A 16042-nucleotide genomic window follows, 5' to 3' on the forward strand; every position below is an offset into this window, starting at 1 on the left:
GAGGAGATCGCCATGAACACCGAGCAAGCCCGCTTCAACATGATCGAACAGCAGATCCGCCCCTGGGATGTGCTCGACCTGGGCGTGCTGTCGTTGCTGGCCGTCGTCAAGCGCGAAGACTTCGTGCCGCCGGCCTACCGCAGCATGGCCTTCTTCGATACCGAGGTGCCGCTGACTGCCGACGCCCGAAATGGCCAGCACATGCTGCCGCCCCGGGTTGAAGCGCGCCTGCTGCAGGAACTCAATGTGCGCCGCCACGAGCGCGTGCTCGAGATCGGTGCCGGCTCGGGCTACATGGCCGCCCTGCTCTCGCACAAGGCCCGCCAGGTCGTCACGCTCGAGATCGACCCGGCGCTCGCCAAGATGGCCTCCGACAACCTCCGGCGCGCTGCGATCACCAACGTGAGCGTGGTCGAAGCCGACGGCTCCAAGCGCCTGCCCACAGCCGGCCCCTTCGAGGCCATCCTGCTGTCGGGTTCGGTGGCCGCCGTGCCGCAAGCGCTGCTGGCCGAACTCAAGGTCGGCGGCCGGCTTGCAGCCATCGTGGGACAGGAGCCAGCGATGCGCGCGGTGCTCGTCACGCGCACGAGCGACACCGAGTACTCCAGCGTGAATCTCTTCGAAACCGTGGCGCCGCGGCTCCAGGGCTTCGACGAGCCGTCGCGGTTCCACTTCTGATCCCGCGCGCCGGCCCTCACTCATGCAGCAGGTCCAGGTCCTCGACGTTCACGCCTTGCTGGCCAGCCTGCCGCCAGATGCGCAGCCCGTTCTGCTCGACGTGCGCGAGGCGTGGGAGGTGAATCTCGCCCGCCTCGCACTGCCCGGCGCACGCACGGTGTGCATACCCATGCAGCAAGTCCCGGAGCGTCTGGCCGAACTGGACCCGGCGCAGCCCATCTTCGGTTTGTGTCATCACGGGGTACGAAGTCTGCAGGTCGTCGCATTCCTGGAGCGCCAGGGATACGAGCACGTTTACAACATTGCCGGGGGCATCTATGCCTGGTCACAAGAGGTCGATACCTCGATCCCCATCTACTGAGCCATTTCCCCGAGGAACATCCATGCCCGCCGAATCCACGTCTCGTCTGCCGAAGATGCACCGCCTCGCCGTGGCAATCGCCATGGCGCTGGGGGCTGCCAGCTCCGCACAGGCCGAGAACCTGCAAGAGGTCTACGACATCGCACGCGCCTACGACGCCACCTACCTGGCAGCGCGTGCGGCGCTGGATTCGGCGCAGTACCGTGTCGAGCAGGTGCATGCGCTGCGGCGACCTTATGTCGCAGCCACGGTTGGAGCGAGTCAGACCACCAGCGAGGAAACCGTCGAGGGCAACACCACCTCAGACATCAAGACCAACGGAGCCACCGGCAGCATCGTGGCCCAACAGTCGCTCTTCAATCGCGCCAACGACCACACCATCAGCCAAGCCGATCTCAGCCTCGAAGTGGCCAAGGCGGATCTGCAGACCGCCAACCAGGAGTTGATCGTGCGCGTGGCGCAGATCTATTTCGACGTACTTTCAGCACAGGACACGCTGACCACCACGCAGGTCAGCCGCAAGGCCATCGGTGAGCAATTGGCGGCCGCCAAGCGCAACTTCGAGGTCGGCACCGCGACCATCACCGACACCCGCGAAGCCCAGGCCCGATATGACCTCGCGACCGCCGTCGAGATCGGTGCCGAGAACGACTTGCTCGTCAGAAAGATCGCTCTTGATCGCCTGATCGGGCGTAGCGGCGTCGTGCCCAAGCCCTTGGCCGTGCCGGTGGTGCTCCCGCCACTGGTGCCAGCCAACGTTGAAGACTGGGCCGCGACCACCGAGGACACACCGATCGTGCGGCGTGCACGCATCGGCTACGAGGTGGCCCAGCTCGAGACCAGCAAGGCCCGTGCTGGCCACCTGCCCACCGTGGGGCTGGCAGCCAGCTATGGCCTGGGCCGGGCCAACCCGGCCGGCATGCAGATCTCGAACGCCACGGGGCTGCCGCAGAACTTCGACTACTGGGGCAATCAGAAGAACACCAGCATCGGCGTGCAGGTCAACATCCCCATCTTCTCCGGCTTCTCGGTGCAGAACCGCGTGAAGGAAACCCTCTCGCTCGAAGAGCAGTCTCGCAACACCCTGGAATCCTCGCGCCGACTGGTCGAGCAAACCCTGCGGCAGGCCTACTTCGTGGTGCAGTCGCAAACGGCGCAGGTCAAGGCACTCGAAGCGGCAGAAGAATCGAGCAAGGTTTCGCTCGAAGCCACGCAGCTCGGCTACAAGGTCGGCGTGCGCGTGAACATCGACGTGCTCAACGCGCAGACCCAGCTCTACACGACGCAGCGCGATCTCGCCAAGGGCCGCTACGACGTGCTGGTGAACGGCCTGCGCCTGAAGCAGGCGGCCGGCATGCTGGTGCCTGAAGACGTGAGCAAGGTCAACGCGCTGCTGGCGCGCTGATCGCGCTCGGGGCGCTTCGCGGCTCTCAGGCGCGCCCCAGGAGCGGCGTGATCTGCCGGGCCATGCGATCGGCGGCCCCGCGGTGCTGAGCTGCGAAGGCCACCGCGCGGCGCGCATAGTCATCTCGCTCGGCGTGGCCCGCCATTTCGAGCGCGCGCGAAACACCCTCAGCCATGTCGGCCACGCGCAGCGAGGCGCCGGCCGCCAGTGACAGCTCGGCGGCCTCGGCAAAATTGAAGGTGTGCGGGCCCATCACGACCGGGCAGCCGCAAGCAGCTGCCTCGATGAGGTTCTGCCCGCCCAGCGGCGCGAAGCTCCCGCCGAGCAGGGCCACGTCTGCGGCACCGTAGTAGAGCGGCATCTCGCCCATGCTGTCGCCAAGCCACACATCGACACGGCACTGGGCCTCGCCGGGTGCATCACCCCACTGGCTTCGGCGTGCGAACGTCAACCCAGCCGCCTGAATCAGCCCCACGACCTCATCGAAGCGTTGCGGGTGGCGCGGCACGACGAGCAGAAGCGGCCGCCCCGCCGCGGGCACGCGCAACCATTCTTCAAGCAGCATGGCCTCTTCGCCTTCGCGCGTCACGGCGGCCATCACCACGGGCCGGCCCGTGGCTGCATGCCAGGCGTGGCCGCGCTGAAGCAGGTATTCGTCAGGTGTGAGGTCGAACTTCAAGTTCCCGCACACGACGACATCGCTCACACCCGAGGCGCGCAGGCGCTTGGCATCGTCTTCGGTCTGCGCCAGGGCGCTGGCCAGCGACTCGGCGGCCGGGCGCATCAACGCGGCAAATCGCTCGCCCTGGCGCTGGCTCTTGGCACTCAGGCGCGCATTGGCCAACACCATCGCTAAGCCTGCAGTCTGAGCCGCGTACAGCAGATTCGGCCAGATCTCGGTCTCCATCAGCACGCCCGCCACCGGTTTGTAGTGGCGCAGAAAGCGCCGCGCGGCGCCGGGTGTGTCGTACGGCAACCAGGCCTGCAGGTCACCTTCGCGCAGCAATGCCCGCCCCGCCTCTCGGCCGGTGGCCGTGCCGTGCGTGAGAAGCAGGCGCATGGACGGGTTCGCGCGTCGCAGCGCGTCGATGAGCGCCTTGGCGGCCCGAGTCTCGCCGAGCGAGACCGCATGGACCCACAGCATGCCTCCTGGCACCTTGCCCCGATAGAACCCCAGCCGTTCGGCCATCGCGTGGCGATAGAGCGGCTCGGCACGCCCGCGCCACCACAGGCGCAGCACGTACGCGGGTGTGAGCAGGCGCAGCAGCATGGAATACGCCCAGCGCGCCAACCAGCTTTTCATGGTTGCCCTTCGTTGAACCCGCCAGCGCGGCGACCGCGAACGCCGAAGCTCACGCGCGCTGCACCCGCCGAACCACTTGCCAGCTCGCCCAGACGAGGTCGACCTCGGGCGTCGGATCTCGCTCGATCGACACCTGATGCCGGTGCCCATGTGCCTGCTGCGGACCGGTGCGCCACGCCGTGGGGAAGTTGTAGAGCTGCACGTGCGGCAGGTCGAGCGCCACGGCGATGTGGCTCAGCCCGCTGTCCACACCGATCACTCCGCGCGCGCCGCCCATGCGGTCGACCAGTGCGTCGAGCGACATCGCCGGCCACACCTCGGCCTGCGGGCCGATGGCCTGCGCGAGCCGCTGCGCGCGAGCGAGTTCAACGCTGCCGGCGTGCGGCAAGGCGACCGAGTAGCCGCTAGACGCCATGCGGTGCCCGAGCTCGATCCAGTTCTCTTCGGGCCAGAGCTTGTCGTCGCGCGACGTGCCGTGCACGAACACTACCGTCGGGTTCTCGCTGGAAACGGGGTTGGCCTGCAGCCCATAGCGGGGCGACCCACTCAAGGTGTAGTTGAGCGCGCGAGATGCCAGCACGCGCGAGCGGTCGACGGCATGGATGTGCGGCTCGATACGGATCGGTTGATCCACCAGCCAGCGCGCCGGCAGTTCGTAGCCGGAGCCATCGGTGCGGTTGCCCAGCCCGTAGCTCGGCCCATTGGCCATGCGCGCCACCACGGCCGATTTGGTCAGGCCCTGCAGGTCGAGCACGGCGTCGTAATGCAGCACCTTCAGCCGGTGGCGAAAGGCACGCCACTCCGCGCGTACCTCGGTAGACCACCACCTCTTGCGCCAGCGACGCTGCGCGCATTCGATGGCCTCGTCGACACCGCGCACGCGGCGCACCAGGGGAGCGAAGGCAGGTTCGACGACCCAATCGATCTTGGCGCCGGGGTACACGCTCTGTATGTCGTGCACCACCGGCATGGCGTGCACCACGTCGCCCAGCGAGGACAGCTTGACGATCAGGACGCGCACTGGCTCAACTCAGCCGCCTCGGCGGGCAGGAACGAAGTGACGTGCAGGCCATCCTCAATGCGCCGCGGCTGCGACCTGCGCGTCGGGCTTGGCCGCCTTGAGTGCCGCCATCAGGTCATGCTCGATGCGGTGCAGCGCCTCGGGCGTGTGGCCCTCGAAGCGCAACACCAGCACCGGCGTCGTGTTCGACGAGCGGATCAGGCCGAAGCCATCTGCGTACTCCACGCGCAGGCCATCGATGGTGATGATCTCTTGCGCGCCCGGGAACTTGGCATTGGCGAGCAGCTTCTTCACCACCTGCTGCGGCTCGCCTTCGGCGCAAGGCACGTTCAGCTCGGGCGTGTTGTAGCTGGTGGGCAGGTCGTTCAGCACCTGGCTCGGGTTCTTGCTGCGCGACAGGATCTCGAGCAGCCGCGCCGCCGTGTAGGTGGCGTCGTCGAAGCCGTACCAGCGCTCCGAGAAGAAGATGTGCCCGCTCATCTCGCCCGCCAGCGGCGCCTTGGTTTCCTTCAGCTTGGCCTTCACCAGCGAGTGGCCGGTGCGCCACATCAGCGGCTTGCCGCCGTGCTCGCGGATCACTGGGGCCAGGCGCTGCGTGCACTTCACGTCGTAGATGATGGTGGCACCAGGGTTGCGGTCGAGCACGTCGATCGCGAACAACATCAGCTGGCGATCGGGGTAGATGATGTTGCCTTCTTTCGTGACCACGCCCAGGCGATCGCCGTCACCATCGAATGCAAGGCCAATCTCGGCATCGCTGTTCTTCACCGCGCGGATCAAGTCGGCCAGGTTCTCAGGCTTGCTCGGGTCCGGGTGGTGGTTGGGGAAGTCCCCGTCGACCTCGGAGTAGAGCTCGGTCACCTCGCAACCGAGCGCGCGCAGGATGCCCGGGGCCGATGCACCCGGGATGCCGTTGCCCGAATCGACCACGATCTTCATCTTGCGCACCGGCTTGCAGTCGCTCGCGATGCGGTTGCTGTATTCGGCCAGGATGTCCATCTTGGCCGAGCGGCCCCGGCCGGTGGTGTAGGTCTCGCTTTCCATGCGCTCGCGCAGCGCTTGGATCTCGTCGCCATATATGGCACGTCCAGCCAGCACCATCTTGAAGCCGTTGTAGTCCTTTGGGTTGTGGCTGCCGGTTACCTGGATGCCCGAGTTGCAGCCGTGCTTGCCGCGCGTGGCGGCCACGTAATAGAGCATGGGCGTGGTCACGGCGCCTAGGTCGACGACATCCAGGCCGGTAGACACCAGACCGCGGATCAGCGCGGCCACCAGCGAAGGCCCGGATAGACGCCCGTCGCGCCCCACGGCAACCGCCTTTTCACCGGCCGCCACGGCCGCGCTGCCGAAGGCCCGGCCCAGGTGTTCGGCAAACGATTCGTCGATCGTCTTGCCGACGATGCCCCGAATGTCATAGGCCTTGAAGTTGGACGCGGTGACTTGCATGCGAAGGTGCTCCTGTGGGAAGTTGGCGGATTCTATAGACGCGATCCTGGCGTCCAGCCCCCTGGAGCACGTCGCGTTCCACCCCATTCGGGCGGTGGCGGGCACTGTTCAGGCACATGTCCGAAAACGGCGAGTCTGGCTCGCTCAGCCACCCATAATGGCCTGCATGACGCTCGATCACGACGCCTCCTACCAGGTCTTCAAGGCCCGCGATGCCCGCTTCGACGGCCGCCTGTTCGTGGGCGTCACGTCGACCGGCATCTACTGTCGCCCCGTGTGCCGCGTGCGCACACCGCGCAAGGAAAACTGCCGCTTCTTCTCGACCCCGGCCCAGGCCGAAGCCGAGGCGTTTCGCCCCTGCATGAAGTGCCGCCCCGAGGTCGCCCCTGGCCCCGGGCTCGCCTGGAGCGTCATGGATGCCTCGCGCACCCTGGCCCGGCAAGCGGCGCAGTGGCTCGACGACCGACTCGGCCTGGACGACACCGAAGCCGATGGCCTGTCGATGCAAGCCCTCGCCCAGCACCTGGGCGTGAGCGATCGGCACCTGCGCCGCATCTTCACGGCTGAACATGGCGTGACTCCCCTGCAGTACCTGCAGACCCGCCGCCTGCTGCTCGCCAAGCAGTTGCTGACCGACACGCGGCTGCCGGTCGCCCAGGTGGCGCTGGCCAGCGGGTTTCGCAGCCTGCGCCGCTTCAATGCGGCCTTTGCCGACAGCTACCGCATGAACCCGAGCCGATTGCGGGCCGACGCCGCCGATCAAGAAGCGCCAGACGACGAGGCGGCGCTGCGCGTGCACCTCGGCTACCGCGCGCCCTACGACACCGCCGCCATGCTGCGCTTCCTCGCGCTGCGAGCCATCCCTGATGTCGAGCACGTCGACGGCCTGCGCGTACGCCGCAGCCTGCGTGCCGGCACGCTCGCGCCCACGGCCGGCTGGCTGGAGGCAGAGTTCCTGCCCGAGACGCCCACACGCCCACCGCGTGTGCGCCTGAGTTACTCGCCGGCGCTCGCGTCGCACAGCGCGCGTGTCGTGGCGGGCGTTCGCCGCTGGCTGGATCTCGATGCCTCGCCAGACACCATCGACCAGGCGCTCGCCGACCTGCCCGGCGCTCCGGGCCTGCGCCTGCCCGGTTGCGTGGACAGCTTCGAGATGGTGGTGCGCGCCGTGCTCGGCCAGCAGGTGACCGTGGCCGCGGCGCGCACGCTGGCGCGGCGCTTCGCCGATCGTTTCGGCGAGCCGATCGCCACGCCGTGGGCCGAGGTCACGCGCACGTTTCCCTCGCCTGCCACGGTGGCGAGCGCGCCCGTGGAGCGCATCGGCGAACTGGGCATCATCCGTACCCGCGCCGCGGCCATCCAGGCACTCGCCCAGGCCTGGCCCGAGGTGTCGCACCATCTGCACGCCCAGCGCGACCCCGAGGCGCTGATCGCCATGCTCAAGGCCCTCCCCGGCATCGGCCCCTGGACAGCGCACTACATCGCCATGCGTGCACTGCACTGGCCCGATGCCTTCCCGCCGAACGACGTGGCCGTGCTCAACGCCACCAAGCCGATCTTCGGCATCACCACCCAGCGAGAAGCCGACGCGCTCGCCGAACGCTGGCGCCCCTGGCGCGCGTACGCCGTGCTGCGTCTGTGGAACACGCTCGCATGAAAGGATCGCCCACCATGAACATCACACGCATTCAGATCACCGCCCAGGCGCGCTTCGACACGCCGCTCGGCCCCGTGCTCGCAGCGCGCACGCGCGACGGGCTGGCGGGTGTCTGGTTCGAGGCCCAGAAGTGGCACCCCCAACCTTTCGACGCTCCCGAACGCCCGGACGACCCCCTGCTGCGTGCCGCGGCCACACAGCTGAACGAATACTTCGCCGGCCAGCGCACGCACTTCGAACTGCCGCTCGACCCGCAGGGCAGCGCCTTCCAGCGCAGCGTCTGGCAGGCGCTCGGCGGCATCGAGTGTGGGGCGACGCTCAGCTATGCCGAGATCGCGCGCCGCATCGGCGCACCCAAGGCCGCACGCGCGGTGGGCGCGGCCATTGGCCGCAACCCGCTCAGCGTGGTCGTGCCCTGCCACCGCGTGCTGGGTAGCAGCGGGCAACTGACCGGTTACGCCGGCGGGTTGGACCGCAAGCGCGCGCTGCTCGCTTTGGAGTCGGGTAGATGAAGCGCCGCGATATTGCCGAGCTCGTCCTGCTCGCCGCGCTGTGGGGTGCGTCTTTCATCTTCGTGCGTCTCGGGGCGGGCGAGTTCGGGCCTGCGCCCTTGTCCTTCGTGCGTGTGCTCGCAGCCGGCCTGCTGTTGTTGCCGCTGCTGATCGGGCGCGGGCAGTTCGCCGCCTTGCGCGAGCACTGGCGGCCCATTCTGGTCGTGGGCATCACCAATTCCGCGCTGCCGTTTCTGTTCTTCTCGTATGCGGCGTTGACCATCAACGCGGGTCTGGCGGCGGTGTTCAACGCCACCTCTCCGCTTTTTGGCGCCCTGATCGCCTGGGCCTGGCTGAACGACCGCCTCACCCCCGCCCGCGTGCTGGGCCTGGCCATCGGGTTCGCCGGCGTGCTCTGGCTGGTGTGGGACCGCGCGGGCATCAAGCCCGAAGCGGCGAGCACCGGCTCGGTCACCCTGGCTGTGCTGGCCTGCCTGGCGGCCACGCTGTTCTACGGCTTCTCTTCGAGCTTCACGAAGCGCTATCTCACAGGCGTGCCGCCGCTCGCGGTGGCGGCAGGCAGCCAGCTCGGGGCCGCGCTCGTTCTGGCCGCCCCGGCGCTGTGGTGGTGGCCAGCAAGCATGCCGAGCCCTCACGCCTGGGTCTTCGCGCTGGTGCTGGCATGCGTGTGCACGGGGTTCGCTTACCTGCTGTACTTCAGGCTCATCGCCAGCGTGGGGCCGGCCAACGCCATCTCGGTGACCTTCCTGATCCCGGTGTTCGCCGTTGTCTGGGGCGGCATCTTCCTCGGCGAGAAGGTCGATGCGGTGATGGCCATGAGCTGCGGCGTCATCCTGCTCGGCACGAGCCTGGCGGTTGGCGTGCTCAAGCTGCCAGCGCCCACAATCCCACGGGCCGACTCCAAGAACCCATGATCAACATCGACCATTACCTGCAGCGCATTGGCTACCAGGGCCCGCGTGAAGCCACGCTGGACGTGCTGCGCGACCTGTGCGAGCGGCACTGCGCCAGCATCCCCTTCGAGAACATCGACCCCTTGCTGGGCGTTGCCCCGCAGCTCGCGTTGCCGGCCCTGCAGACCAAGCTCGTCGAACGTGGCCGCGGCGGCTATTGCTACGAGCAAAACATGCTGCTCAAGAATGTGCTCGAGCAGCTCGGCATGCGCGTCACCGCGCTGGCTGCGCGGGTGGTCTGGATGCAGCCCGCCGGGGCACCGCTGCGTGCGCGCACGCACATGTTGCTGCAGGTGGCTGTGCCCGGCGAGGCCACGCCGTTCATCGTCGACGTGGGCTTCGGTGGCCACCGCGTCAACCTGCCGCTGCGGCTGGAGTTCGACGTGCCCCAACCCGGTTCAGACGATCAACTGCGCATCACGCGCGACGGCGACGATCTGGCCGTCGAGGCCTTGATGCCCGCGGGTTGGGCGCCGATGTACCGCTTCACCCTGCAGCCGCAACTCGACGTCGACTTCGAGCCCCTCAACTGGTTCACCGGCACGCACCCGGGCTCGATCTTCTGCCACAACCTGCTGATGGAGCGGCTCACGCCCCAGCTGCGCACGGCCCTGCTGAACGACCGGCTGATCCGCCGCCGGCCCGCCGAGCCACCGCAAGTGCGGCGGATCGAATCGCTGGTGGACTTCGGAGCGGTCCTCATCGAGCAGTTCGACCTGCATTTGCCGCCCGACACGGTGGCACAGTTGTTCGAGCGCGTGCCCAAAGGGCAGGATCAGTTCGTGGTGCCCGACGCAGCCTGACGCCGCACCCGGCGCCACAGCCACACCGCAATCGCCAGGTTCAAGGCATTCCAGGCCAGCCCGTTGATGAATGCTGCGTGGTACGACCCGGTGAGGTCGAACACCTTGCCCGACATCCACCCGCCGAGCGCCATGCCCAGCAAGGTGAACATGAGCACCGTGCCCACGCGCGCCCCGGCCTCGGCCGGCGGGAAGTGCTCGCGCACGATGATCGCGTACGACGGCACGATACCGCCCTGGAACAGCCCGAACAGCGCCGAGATCACGTAGAGCGACACCAGCCCGTCGAACGGCAGGAACAGCAGCAGCGCCACACCCTGCAACACCGACCCGAGCAGCAGCGTGCGCAGGCCACCGATGCGATCGCAGATGGCCCCCGAGACCAGCCGGCTCACGATGCCGCAGGCGAGCATCAGCGACAGCATCTCGGCGCCACGTGCGGCGCCATACCCCAGGTCGCCGCAGTAGGCCACGATGTGTACCTGAGGCATCGACATCGCGACGCAGCAGGCCAGGCCGGCAAGGCACAACAGCGCCTGCGCGCGCCCCATCGACAGGCCGAACGGCCGCGTGCTGCCAATCGCCGCCCCTGCCACCGCCGTGCCGGGCGTGGGCTTGGGTGGGCGCGGCCGCATCACGAGTGCCAGCACCGGCAGGGTCAGAACGCTGAACGCTGCCAGGCCGAAGTAGGTTTGACGCCAACCCACGCTCTCGACGAAGTGCTGCACGAGCGGCGGCCAGATGGCACCCGCGAGGTAGTTGCCGCTGGCGCAGATCGCCACCGCGATGCCGCGCCGCTTGACGAACCACAGCGAGGTGTCAGCCACCAGCGGCGCGAAGGTGGCCGAACAGCCGAACAGCCCGATCAGCACACCATGCGCGAGCGTGAAGTACCAGATGCTGCTGGCCGATGCGGCCGCTGCAAAGCCGAGCCCGAGGCTGGCCGCGCCGATCAGCGCCGGCACCATCACCCCGAACCGGTCGGCCAGGCGGCCCATGAGGATGCCGCCCACCCCGAAGCCGATCATCATGGCCGTGTAGGGCAAGGAGGCATCGGCCCGCGCCACGCCGAACTCGGCCTGGACCGAGGGCAGCACCACGGCCACGACGTACATGCCGGCGCTGCCGATCGTCATGAGCGCGAGCGTGACGCACAGGCGGGCCCATGCGTAACGCGAATCGGGCAGGCGAAGGGGCGAGATGGAGTCAGTCGCGTTGTTCATGGCGGGCTCAGCATGACGCTTTGCACGATCATGCCGCTACGAGGGCAGCCGCCTATGGGAGATGCACCCGAATGGTGATGTAATGACCCGGCCACGTGCCTCCCTCGCAAGTGGCAACCCGAATACGCCCCTCATGCCTGTCGTCGCCGTCATCAATCGCAAAGGTGGGAGCGGCAAAAGCACGCTCGCCACCCACCTCGCGGCCTATTGCGCCCACACCGGCATCCCGGTGATGCTGGGTGACGTCGACAAGCAGCAATCCACACAGGCCTGGCTGCGCCTGCGCGCCACCAAGACTGTCACGTCCAAGTCGCCCATCGTGGGCTGGACGGTCGATGCGCGCAGCGTCTTGCGCTCGCCGCCGGGCGTCACGCATGTGGTGCTCGACACCCCGGGCGGCCTGCGCGGCTTCGAGCTGGCGCGCGTGGTGATGTTCGCCGACGTGATCCTGATGCCGGTATGCAACTCGGTGTTCGACCGTGAATCCGCCGCAGGTTGTTTCGCCGAGCTGATGACGCTGCCCCGCGTGGCCAGCGGCAAGTGCAAAGTGGCGGCCGTGGGCATGCGCCTGGACGCCCGCACCAAGGCCGACGAGGTGCTCAAGGCCTGGGCCGAAGAACAGAAGCTGCCCTTTATCGGCGTGCTGCGCGAAACGCAGGGCTACGTGCGCTGCGTGGAGCAAGGCCTCACGCTGTTCGATATGCCGCCGGCCAAGGTCGAGACCGACCTCGCTCAGTGGCAACCCATCCTGGATTGGCTGCAGCCAGTCTTGCGTCCTGCCCCTGTGCCAGCACCCGCCGCGCCGCAGGGCGTGCTGGCGACTCGTGCGCAGGGGGGCTCTGCCGCCGCACCTTCTGCCGCGCACCTCGCGACGCCCGCCCCGAACGGCTCGCGGGCCGAGAGCCTCAGGCCCGCGCAAGGCTCGCTGCTGGTCTACGACAAGGAACCGCGCGCAGGCCAGCGCGCCACCACCCAAGCGCTGCCCCAAAAGAACGTGCCGACACCGCGCCCGTCGATGGGCAGCCGTGTCGGCAACTTCCTGTCCTCGCTCGGCATGACCCGCCTGCTGCAACGCTGAGCGCGGGGCCCAGCGCCGCATCAGCGGCTCACAGATCGATCTTGGTGAACTTGGTGCCGTCGAAGCTCAGGTTGGCCATCAAGCCCGCATTGGTCAGCACGTAGCCCACGATGGGCTGCTGCACCGTCTTGGTCGTGGCCTGTGCGTTGGCACCCGTTTCGAGCACGGTCACCGAAGCATCGACACCCGCCGTCCAGCCCTTGCTGGCCTCGAACTTGTCGAGCGCCTCTTTGGTCATGAAGAGCAGGTAGACCGCCTTGGATTGAGCGCCGGCCAGCAGCCCGACCGAGCCCGCGGCCGTGTTGTAGTAGCCGGTGGTCGCGCCGCCTTTGCGCAGTGCGCCGTCACCGTAGCTGCCGCCCACGATGAAGCCTGCCTGCACGACCTTCGGGAACACGAGGATGCCGCGCGCCTGGTTGGCCAGTTCACGCGAGCCCGGAACCTGGCTGTACAGATCGGCGAGCGCTCGGTCGACACCGGCGTTGATCTCGGCGCGCTTGGCGGCCGCATCAGACGGGCTGGAGCTGGTCGTCGTGCAGCCGGCAACGAGAGCAGCGGCACCGGCAACTAACAGAATGGTTCTGCGGAACATGTTTGTTTCTCCTTCAGTCTGGATGTGACCCCGTGCAATGCCAGGGCTGGTGAGCGAACCTCAAACCTACTCCCGAACCGCCGAAGCGGCACTAGGGTCAGGGGCAGTCTTGCTTGCCCCCTGACCCGGGCATCACCCGCATGTCAGCCTGGCTGCTTGGTGGTGCGCAGGTAAGGTTTGATGGTCTTGAAGCCGGGGAAGGACTTTTCTGCCTCTTCGTTGGTGACGGCCGGCGTGATGATCACGTCGTCGCCCTGCTTCCAGTTGACCGGCGTGGCGACCTTGTACTTGGCCGTGAGCTGCATGGAGTCGAGCACGCGCAGGATCTCATCGAAGTTGCGGCCGGTGGTCATGGGGTACGTGAGCATCAGCTTGATCTTCTTGTCCGGACCGATCACGAACACCGAACGCACAGTGGCGTTGGTAGCCGCCGTTCGGCCGTCGCAGCCGCCCTCTTCGTCGGCCGGCAGCATGTTGTAGAGCTTGGCCACGGCCAGATCGTGGTCGCCGATCATCGGGTACTTGGGCAGGTGGCCCTGGGTCTCTTCGATATCGACGGCCCACTTGTGGTGGCTGTCCACCGGGTCGACGGAGAGGCCGATCAACTTGGCGTTGCGCTTGGTGAACTCGGGCTCGATGCTCGCCATGTAGCCCAGCTCGGTCGTGCACACCGGCGTGAAGTCCTTGGGGTGCGAAAAGAGCACGGCCCACTTGTCGCCGATCCAGTCATGGAACTTGATCGGCCCGAGGGTCGTCTGGGCGGTGAAGTCGGGGGCGGTGTCGTTGATGCGCAGGGACATGGGGGCAACTCCGGTTTCTGTTCTGTGGAAACGTGGATGGTGCCCCCAGTCGCGTGAAACCTCAAACCGCAATCCGCGCTCGCAGTAGATGCTTATGCGTTCCTCGATGAACGCCGCGTGAAGGTGGAAGACGCGCTGGCGCCCTGGCCTTGTGGGCCGCGGCGCCAGCGCTGTGCCACTCAGGGGTAGGCAGTGGCCAAACCGGTGCGAACGACCGGCGTCGCGCCGGCGCCGATCTCCAGATACGTGTCGTTGGACGGCGTGTAGGCCGGCCATGCGACCGCCGCGGTGGACGGGTTGCCCGTCTTCGCGAAGTTGGTCCAGATGGTCATCATGTTCTCGACATTGGCCACATCGACCGCGCCCCAGCGCATGGAGGCGTAGATGTCAGCCGAATCACCGGCCGTGCCGGTCACGCCGTTGCCATTGAGGTCCCCGATCGGCGGCTTGGTGCCATCAGGCAGCAGAACGAGGCTGAAGGCATAGTTGCTGGCCATCCCTGCGGGGTAATTGAAGAGGTAGGGCAACTCACCGCCGTGGCCGCTGAGCAGGCCCATCTCCGACCAGCCATCCGGCACGCGGCTGAACTTGTAGACGTACTGGTTCGAGCGGTAGGTGGCGGCACGCTGCGTCATGAAGATCGGCATGGCCCCGCGCAGGCTGGCGTAGTCGCCCGACGTCGCACCCACCATCAACGGCACGTCGCTCGGCATGCCATCGGTCATGTTGGCGTAGTAGGTCTTGGGGAGATAGTTGAAGTCGACGTTGGGGCGATAGATCTCACGCGGGATGTTCGCTGCGAGGTCAGCCTGCACGAAGGCCGTCCAGGGCAGCGCGCGGGCCTCGGCCAGCGTAGTGACCCCGACACGGCCAAACATCGCCGTGCCCAGGGCTTCTCCACCCGCGAGCGAGGCCGCCGCCGTTCCGGCCGCGATCGGGCTCGCCCCGCTCTGCACCACCGCCTTGTGGAACAAGCCGACGGCCTGCGGCGAATTCATCAGCGAGTACGTCTTGCCGCCGCCGCCCGACTGGCCGAACAGCGTCACGTTGGCGGCGTCGCCACCGAAGCGGGCGATGTTGTCCTTGACCCACTGCAAGGCCATCACCAGGTCCATCTGGCCGTAGTTGCCCGAACCGTTGTGGCCGCTCTCGGCCGACAACAAGGGGTGCGCCATGTAACCGAAGGGGCCGAGACGGTGGTTCACGGTGACGAGCACCACGCCCTTGGTCGTGAGCGCAGCCGGGTTGTTGTACTGCTTGGAGTTGCTGGTGAGGATGGCGAACGCGCCGCCGTGCAGCCACACCATCACCGGCAGATTGTTCGCGCCCTTGGGTGCGGTGACGTTGAGGTACAGGCTGTCTTCACTCATGCCGCCTTCGGCATAAGCCTCGAAGGTGGGGTTCTGCGCAGACTGGTCGCTCCAGCCCACCGCTTGCCGCACGCCGCTCCAGGGCGACGGTGCCACGGGGGCACGCCAGCGCAAGTCACCGACCGGTGGGCGCGCATACGGGATGCCCAGGTACTGCCAGGTGCTGGCATTGGCCTCGTAGCCGCTGAGCTGGCCACCTGTGGTGGTCACAGTGTTGCGGGGGCTCGTCGAGCGCTGGAAGTGCTCCAGCGCCGCAGTGGCCGTGCGCACGCTGCGTGCACGTGGGTCGAGGTCGGTGAACACGTTCGCGCCGTTCAGTGCCGTCATCAGCGGCGCAAGGCTGGTGCGGAATGCAGCCGTCGTCTGCGCGAAGTTGATCGACGCCGCCTGCGCCGACACGATGCTGCGGATGGCGGTCGTGATCTGGATGCCGTTGTTGAGGTCGCCGTCGGCATCGATCGACTGCAGCAGGATCAGCTTGTTGTTCACCCGCGTGTCGGTCGGCGCCGACGCGCCGCTCGTCACGCTCAGCGGCGTCAGCACCGCAGCGCCCGTGGCCGAGCCAAGCGCCAGGTTGCCGATGGAGAAGGTGATCGTCTCGCCGGCGGTGTAGCTGAATTGGCCGGAGGTGTCGGTGGTCTTCGCCGCAGTCGTGGTGCCGACGTAGTCGAGCCCGGCCACCGGGCTGTCGACGAATACGCCGGTGCTCGGCCCGTCGTCATCGTCGCCACCGCATGCCACCAGCGTGGCTGCGACCAGTGCCGTGCAGGCAAGCCGGCCTGCCAGATGGCGCGGCGGGGCTTTCTTCTTTTCCCTGAGCATGTGTGTCTCCTTCGGTTT

At 67.5% G+C, this 16042-nt stretch carries 15 protein-coding genes; 8 read left to right on the top strand and 7 right to left on the bottom strand.

Translation table 11 applies throughout. The features are described 5' to 3' along the window. The first annotated feature begins 12 nt into the window (after nucleotides 1-12). Genes AC1KAR_RS17485 through AC1KAR_RS17495 form a run of 3 tightly spaced genes read left to right on the top strand, consistent with a single transcriptional unit; the run spans nucleotide 13 to nucleotide 2444 of the window. Entirely contained in the window at nucleotides 13-678 is a 666-nt protein-coding gene (locus AC1KAR_RS17485) for a protein-L-isoaspartate O-methyltransferase family protein (RefSeq protein WP_480320002.1), read from the top strand. Between the two features lie 22 nt (nucleotides 679-700). Next, nucleotides 701-1039, top strand: coding sequence for a rhodanese-like domain-containing protein (locus AC1KAR_RS17490; RefSeq protein WP_480320004.1), 339 nt, complete (start codon nucleotides 701-703; stop codon nucleotides 1037-1039). Between the two features lie 22 nt (nucleotides 1040-1061). Next, nucleotides 1062-2444 carry a TolC family outer membrane protein gene (locus AC1KAR_RS17495; protein ID WP_480320006.1) on the top strand — a complete coding sequence of 461 codons (1383 nt, stop codon included), beginning with the start codon at nucleotides 1062-1064 and terminating at the stop codon, nucleotides 2442-2444. 25 nt (nucleotides 2445-2469) lie between these two features. Here the strand turns inward: AC1KAR_RS17495 and AC1KAR_RS17500 are convergent, their stop codons facing one another. From AC1KAR_RS17500 to AC1KAR_RS17510, 3 genes are read right to left on the bottom strand one after another with little or no spacing between them, the layout of a single operon-like run. Then, entirely contained in the window at nucleotides 2470-3747 is a 1278-nt protein-coding gene (locus AC1KAR_RS17500; RefSeq protein WP_480320008.1) for a 3-deoxy-D-manno-octulosonic acid transferase, read from the bottom strand. A gap of 49 nt (nucleotides 3748-3796) precedes the next feature. Continuing rightward, nucleotides 3797-4768 carry a lipopolysaccharide heptosyltransferase I gene (gene waaC / locus AC1KAR_RS17505; protein WP_480320010.1) on the bottom strand — a complete coding sequence of 324 codons (972 nt, stop codon included), beginning with the start codon at nucleotides 4766-4768 and terminating at the stop codon, nucleotides 3797-3799. A 54-nt stretch (nucleotides 4769-4822) separates the two neighbouring features. Beyond that, nucleotides 4823-6214, bottom strand: coding sequence for a phosphomannomutase/phosphoglucomutase (locus AC1KAR_RS17510; protein WP_480320012.1), 1392 nt, complete (start codon nucleotides 6212-6214; stop codon nucleotides 4823-4825). Nucleotides 6215-6380: 166 nt separating this feature from the next. On the opposite strand from AC1KAR_RS17510, the gene AC1KAR_RS17515 reads away from it, so the two are divergent. The 4 genes from AC1KAR_RS17515 to AC1KAR_RS17530 are packed head-to-tail and all read left to right on the top strand — an operon-like array spanning nucleotide 6381 to nucleotide 10139. Then, nucleotides 6381-7871: an Ada metal-binding domain-containing protein gene (locus AC1KAR_RS17515; protein WP_480320014.1), complete on the top strand. Its 1491-nt coding sequence runs from the start codon at nucleotides 6381-6383 to the stop codon at nucleotides 7869-7871. 14 nt (nucleotides 7872-7885) lie between these two features. Beyond that, nucleotides 7886-8383 (top strand): methylated-DNA--[protein]-cysteine S-methyltransferase, encoded by a 498-nt coding sequence (locus AC1KAR_RS17520; RefSeq protein WP_480320016.1) that lies wholly within the window; start codon nucleotides 7886-7888, stop codon nucleotides 8381-8383. Beyond that, nucleotides 8380-9297, top strand: coding sequence for a DMT family transporter (locus AC1KAR_RS17525; RefSeq protein WP_480320018.1), 918 nt, complete (start codon nucleotides 8380-8382; stop codon nucleotides 9295-9297). The genes AC1KAR_RS17520 and AC1KAR_RS17525 overlap by 4 nt, the downstream gene beginning before the upstream one ends. After that, nucleotides 9294-10139: an arylamine N-acetyltransferase family protein gene (locus AC1KAR_RS17530; RefSeq protein WP_480320020.1), complete on the top strand. Its 846-nt coding sequence runs from the start codon at nucleotides 9294-9296 to the stop codon at nucleotides 10137-10139. The genes AC1KAR_RS17525 and AC1KAR_RS17530 overlap by 4 nt, the downstream gene beginning before the upstream one ends. On the opposite strand, the gene AC1KAR_RS17535 is transcribed toward AC1KAR_RS17530, so the two are convergent. Next, nucleotides 10112-11362 carry an MFS transporter gene (locus AC1KAR_RS17535; protein WP_480320022.1) on the bottom strand — a complete coding sequence of 417 codons (1251 nt, stop codon included), beginning with the start codon at nucleotides 11360-11362 and terminating at the stop codon, nucleotides 10112-10114. The genes AC1KAR_RS17530 and AC1KAR_RS17535 overlap by 28 nt on opposite strands. A gap of 133 nt (nucleotides 11363-11495) precedes the next feature. Here AC1KAR_RS17535 and AC1KAR_RS17540 point away from each other — a divergent pair, with 133 nt between their 5' ends. Beyond that, the gene (locus tag AC1KAR_RS17540) at nucleotides 11496-12440 is read left to right on the top strand and encodes a nucleotide-binding protein (protein WP_480320024.1); all 945 of its coding nucleotides are present in this window, start codon (nucleotides 11496-11498) and stop codon (nucleotides 12438-12440) included. Between the two features lie 28 nt (nucleotides 12441-12468). On the opposite strand, the gene AC1KAR_RS17545 is transcribed toward AC1KAR_RS17540, so the two are convergent. The 3 genes from AC1KAR_RS17545 to AC1KAR_RS17555 all read right to left on the bottom strand — a co-directional run bounded on the left by AC1KAR_RS17545 (nucleotide 12469) and on the right by AC1KAR_RS17555 (nucleotide 16024). Beyond that, the gene (locus AC1KAR_RS17545; protein WP_480320026.1) at nucleotides 12469-13032 is read right to left on the bottom strand and encodes a BPSL1445 family SYLF domain-containing lipoprotein; all 564 of its coding nucleotides are present in this window, start codon (nucleotides 13030-13032) and stop codon (nucleotides 12469-12471) included. 143 nt (nucleotides 13033-13175) lie between these two features. Further along, nucleotides 13176-13832 carry a peroxiredoxin gene (locus AC1KAR_RS17550; protein ID WP_480320028.1) on the bottom strand — a complete coding sequence of 219 codons (657 nt, stop codon included), beginning with the start codon at nucleotides 13830-13832 and terminating at the stop codon, nucleotides 13176-13178. 179 nt (nucleotides 13833-14011) lie between these two features. Then, a complete protein-coding gene (locus AC1KAR_RS17555) occupies nucleotides 14012-16024 on the bottom strand; it encodes a carboxylesterase/lipase family protein (RefSeq protein ID WP_480320030.1) in 2013 nt (670 codons plus the stop codon). Nucleotides 16025-16042 lie beyond the last annotated feature (18 nt).

This window comes from Piscinibacter sp. PDB1-1 (genome assembly GCF_056675995.1).

Coding starts and splice junctions, on each gene's coding strand:
- AC1KAR_RS17485 (WP_480320002.1), top strand. CDS start 13: ATGAACACCGAGCAAGCCCGCTTCAACATGATCGAACAGCAGATCCGC.
- AC1KAR_RS17490 (WP_480320004.1), top strand. CDS start 701: ATGCAGCAGGTCCAGGTCCTCGACGTTCACGCCTTGCTGGCCAGCCTG.
- AC1KAR_RS17495 (WP_480320006.1), top strand. CDS start 1,062: ATGCCCGCCGAATCCACGTCTCGTCTGCCGAAGATGCACCGCCTCGCC.
- AC1KAR_RS17500 (WP_480320008.1), bottom strand. CDS start 3,747: ATGAAAAGCTGGTTGGCGCGCTGGGCGTATTCCATGCTGCTGCGCCTG.
- AC1KAR_RS17510 (WP_480320012.1), bottom strand. CDS start 6,214: ATGCAAGTCACCGCGTCCAACTTCAAGGCCTATGACATTCGGGGCATC.
- AC1KAR_RS17515 (WP_480320014.1), top strand. CDS start 6,381: ATGACGCTCGATCACGACGCCTCCTACCAGGTCTTCAAGGCCCGCGAT.
- AC1KAR_RS17520 (WP_480320016.1), top strand. CDS start 7,886: ATGAACATCACACGCATTCAGATCACCGCCCAGGCGCGCTTCGACACG.
- AC1KAR_RS17525 (WP_480320018.1), top strand. CDS start 8,380: ATGAAGCGCCGCGATATTGCCGAGCTCGTCCTGCTCGCCGCGCTGTGG.
- AC1KAR_RS17530 (WP_480320020.1), top strand. CDS start 9,294: ATGATCAACATCGACCATTACCTGCAGCGCATTGGCTACCAGGGCCCG.
- AC1KAR_RS17535 (WP_480320022.1), bottom strand. CDS start 11,362: ATGAACAACGCGACTGACTCCATCTCGCCCCTTCGCCTGCCCGATTCG.
- AC1KAR_RS17540 (WP_480320024.1), top strand. CDS start 11,496: ATGCCTGTCGTCGCCGTCATCAATCGCAAAGGTGGGAGCGGCAAAAGC.
- AC1KAR_RS17545 (WP_480320026.1), bottom strand. CDS start 13,032: ATGTTCCGCAGAACCATTCTGTTAGTTGCCGGTGCCGCTGCTCTCGTT.
- AC1KAR_RS17550 (WP_480320028.1), bottom strand. CDS start 13,832: ATGTCCCTGCGCATCAACGACACCGCCCCCGACTTCACCGCCCAGACG.
- AC1KAR_RS17555 (WP_480320030.1), bottom strand. CDS start 16,024: ATGCTCAGGGAAAAGAAGAAAGCCCCGCCGCGCCATCTGGCAGGCCGG.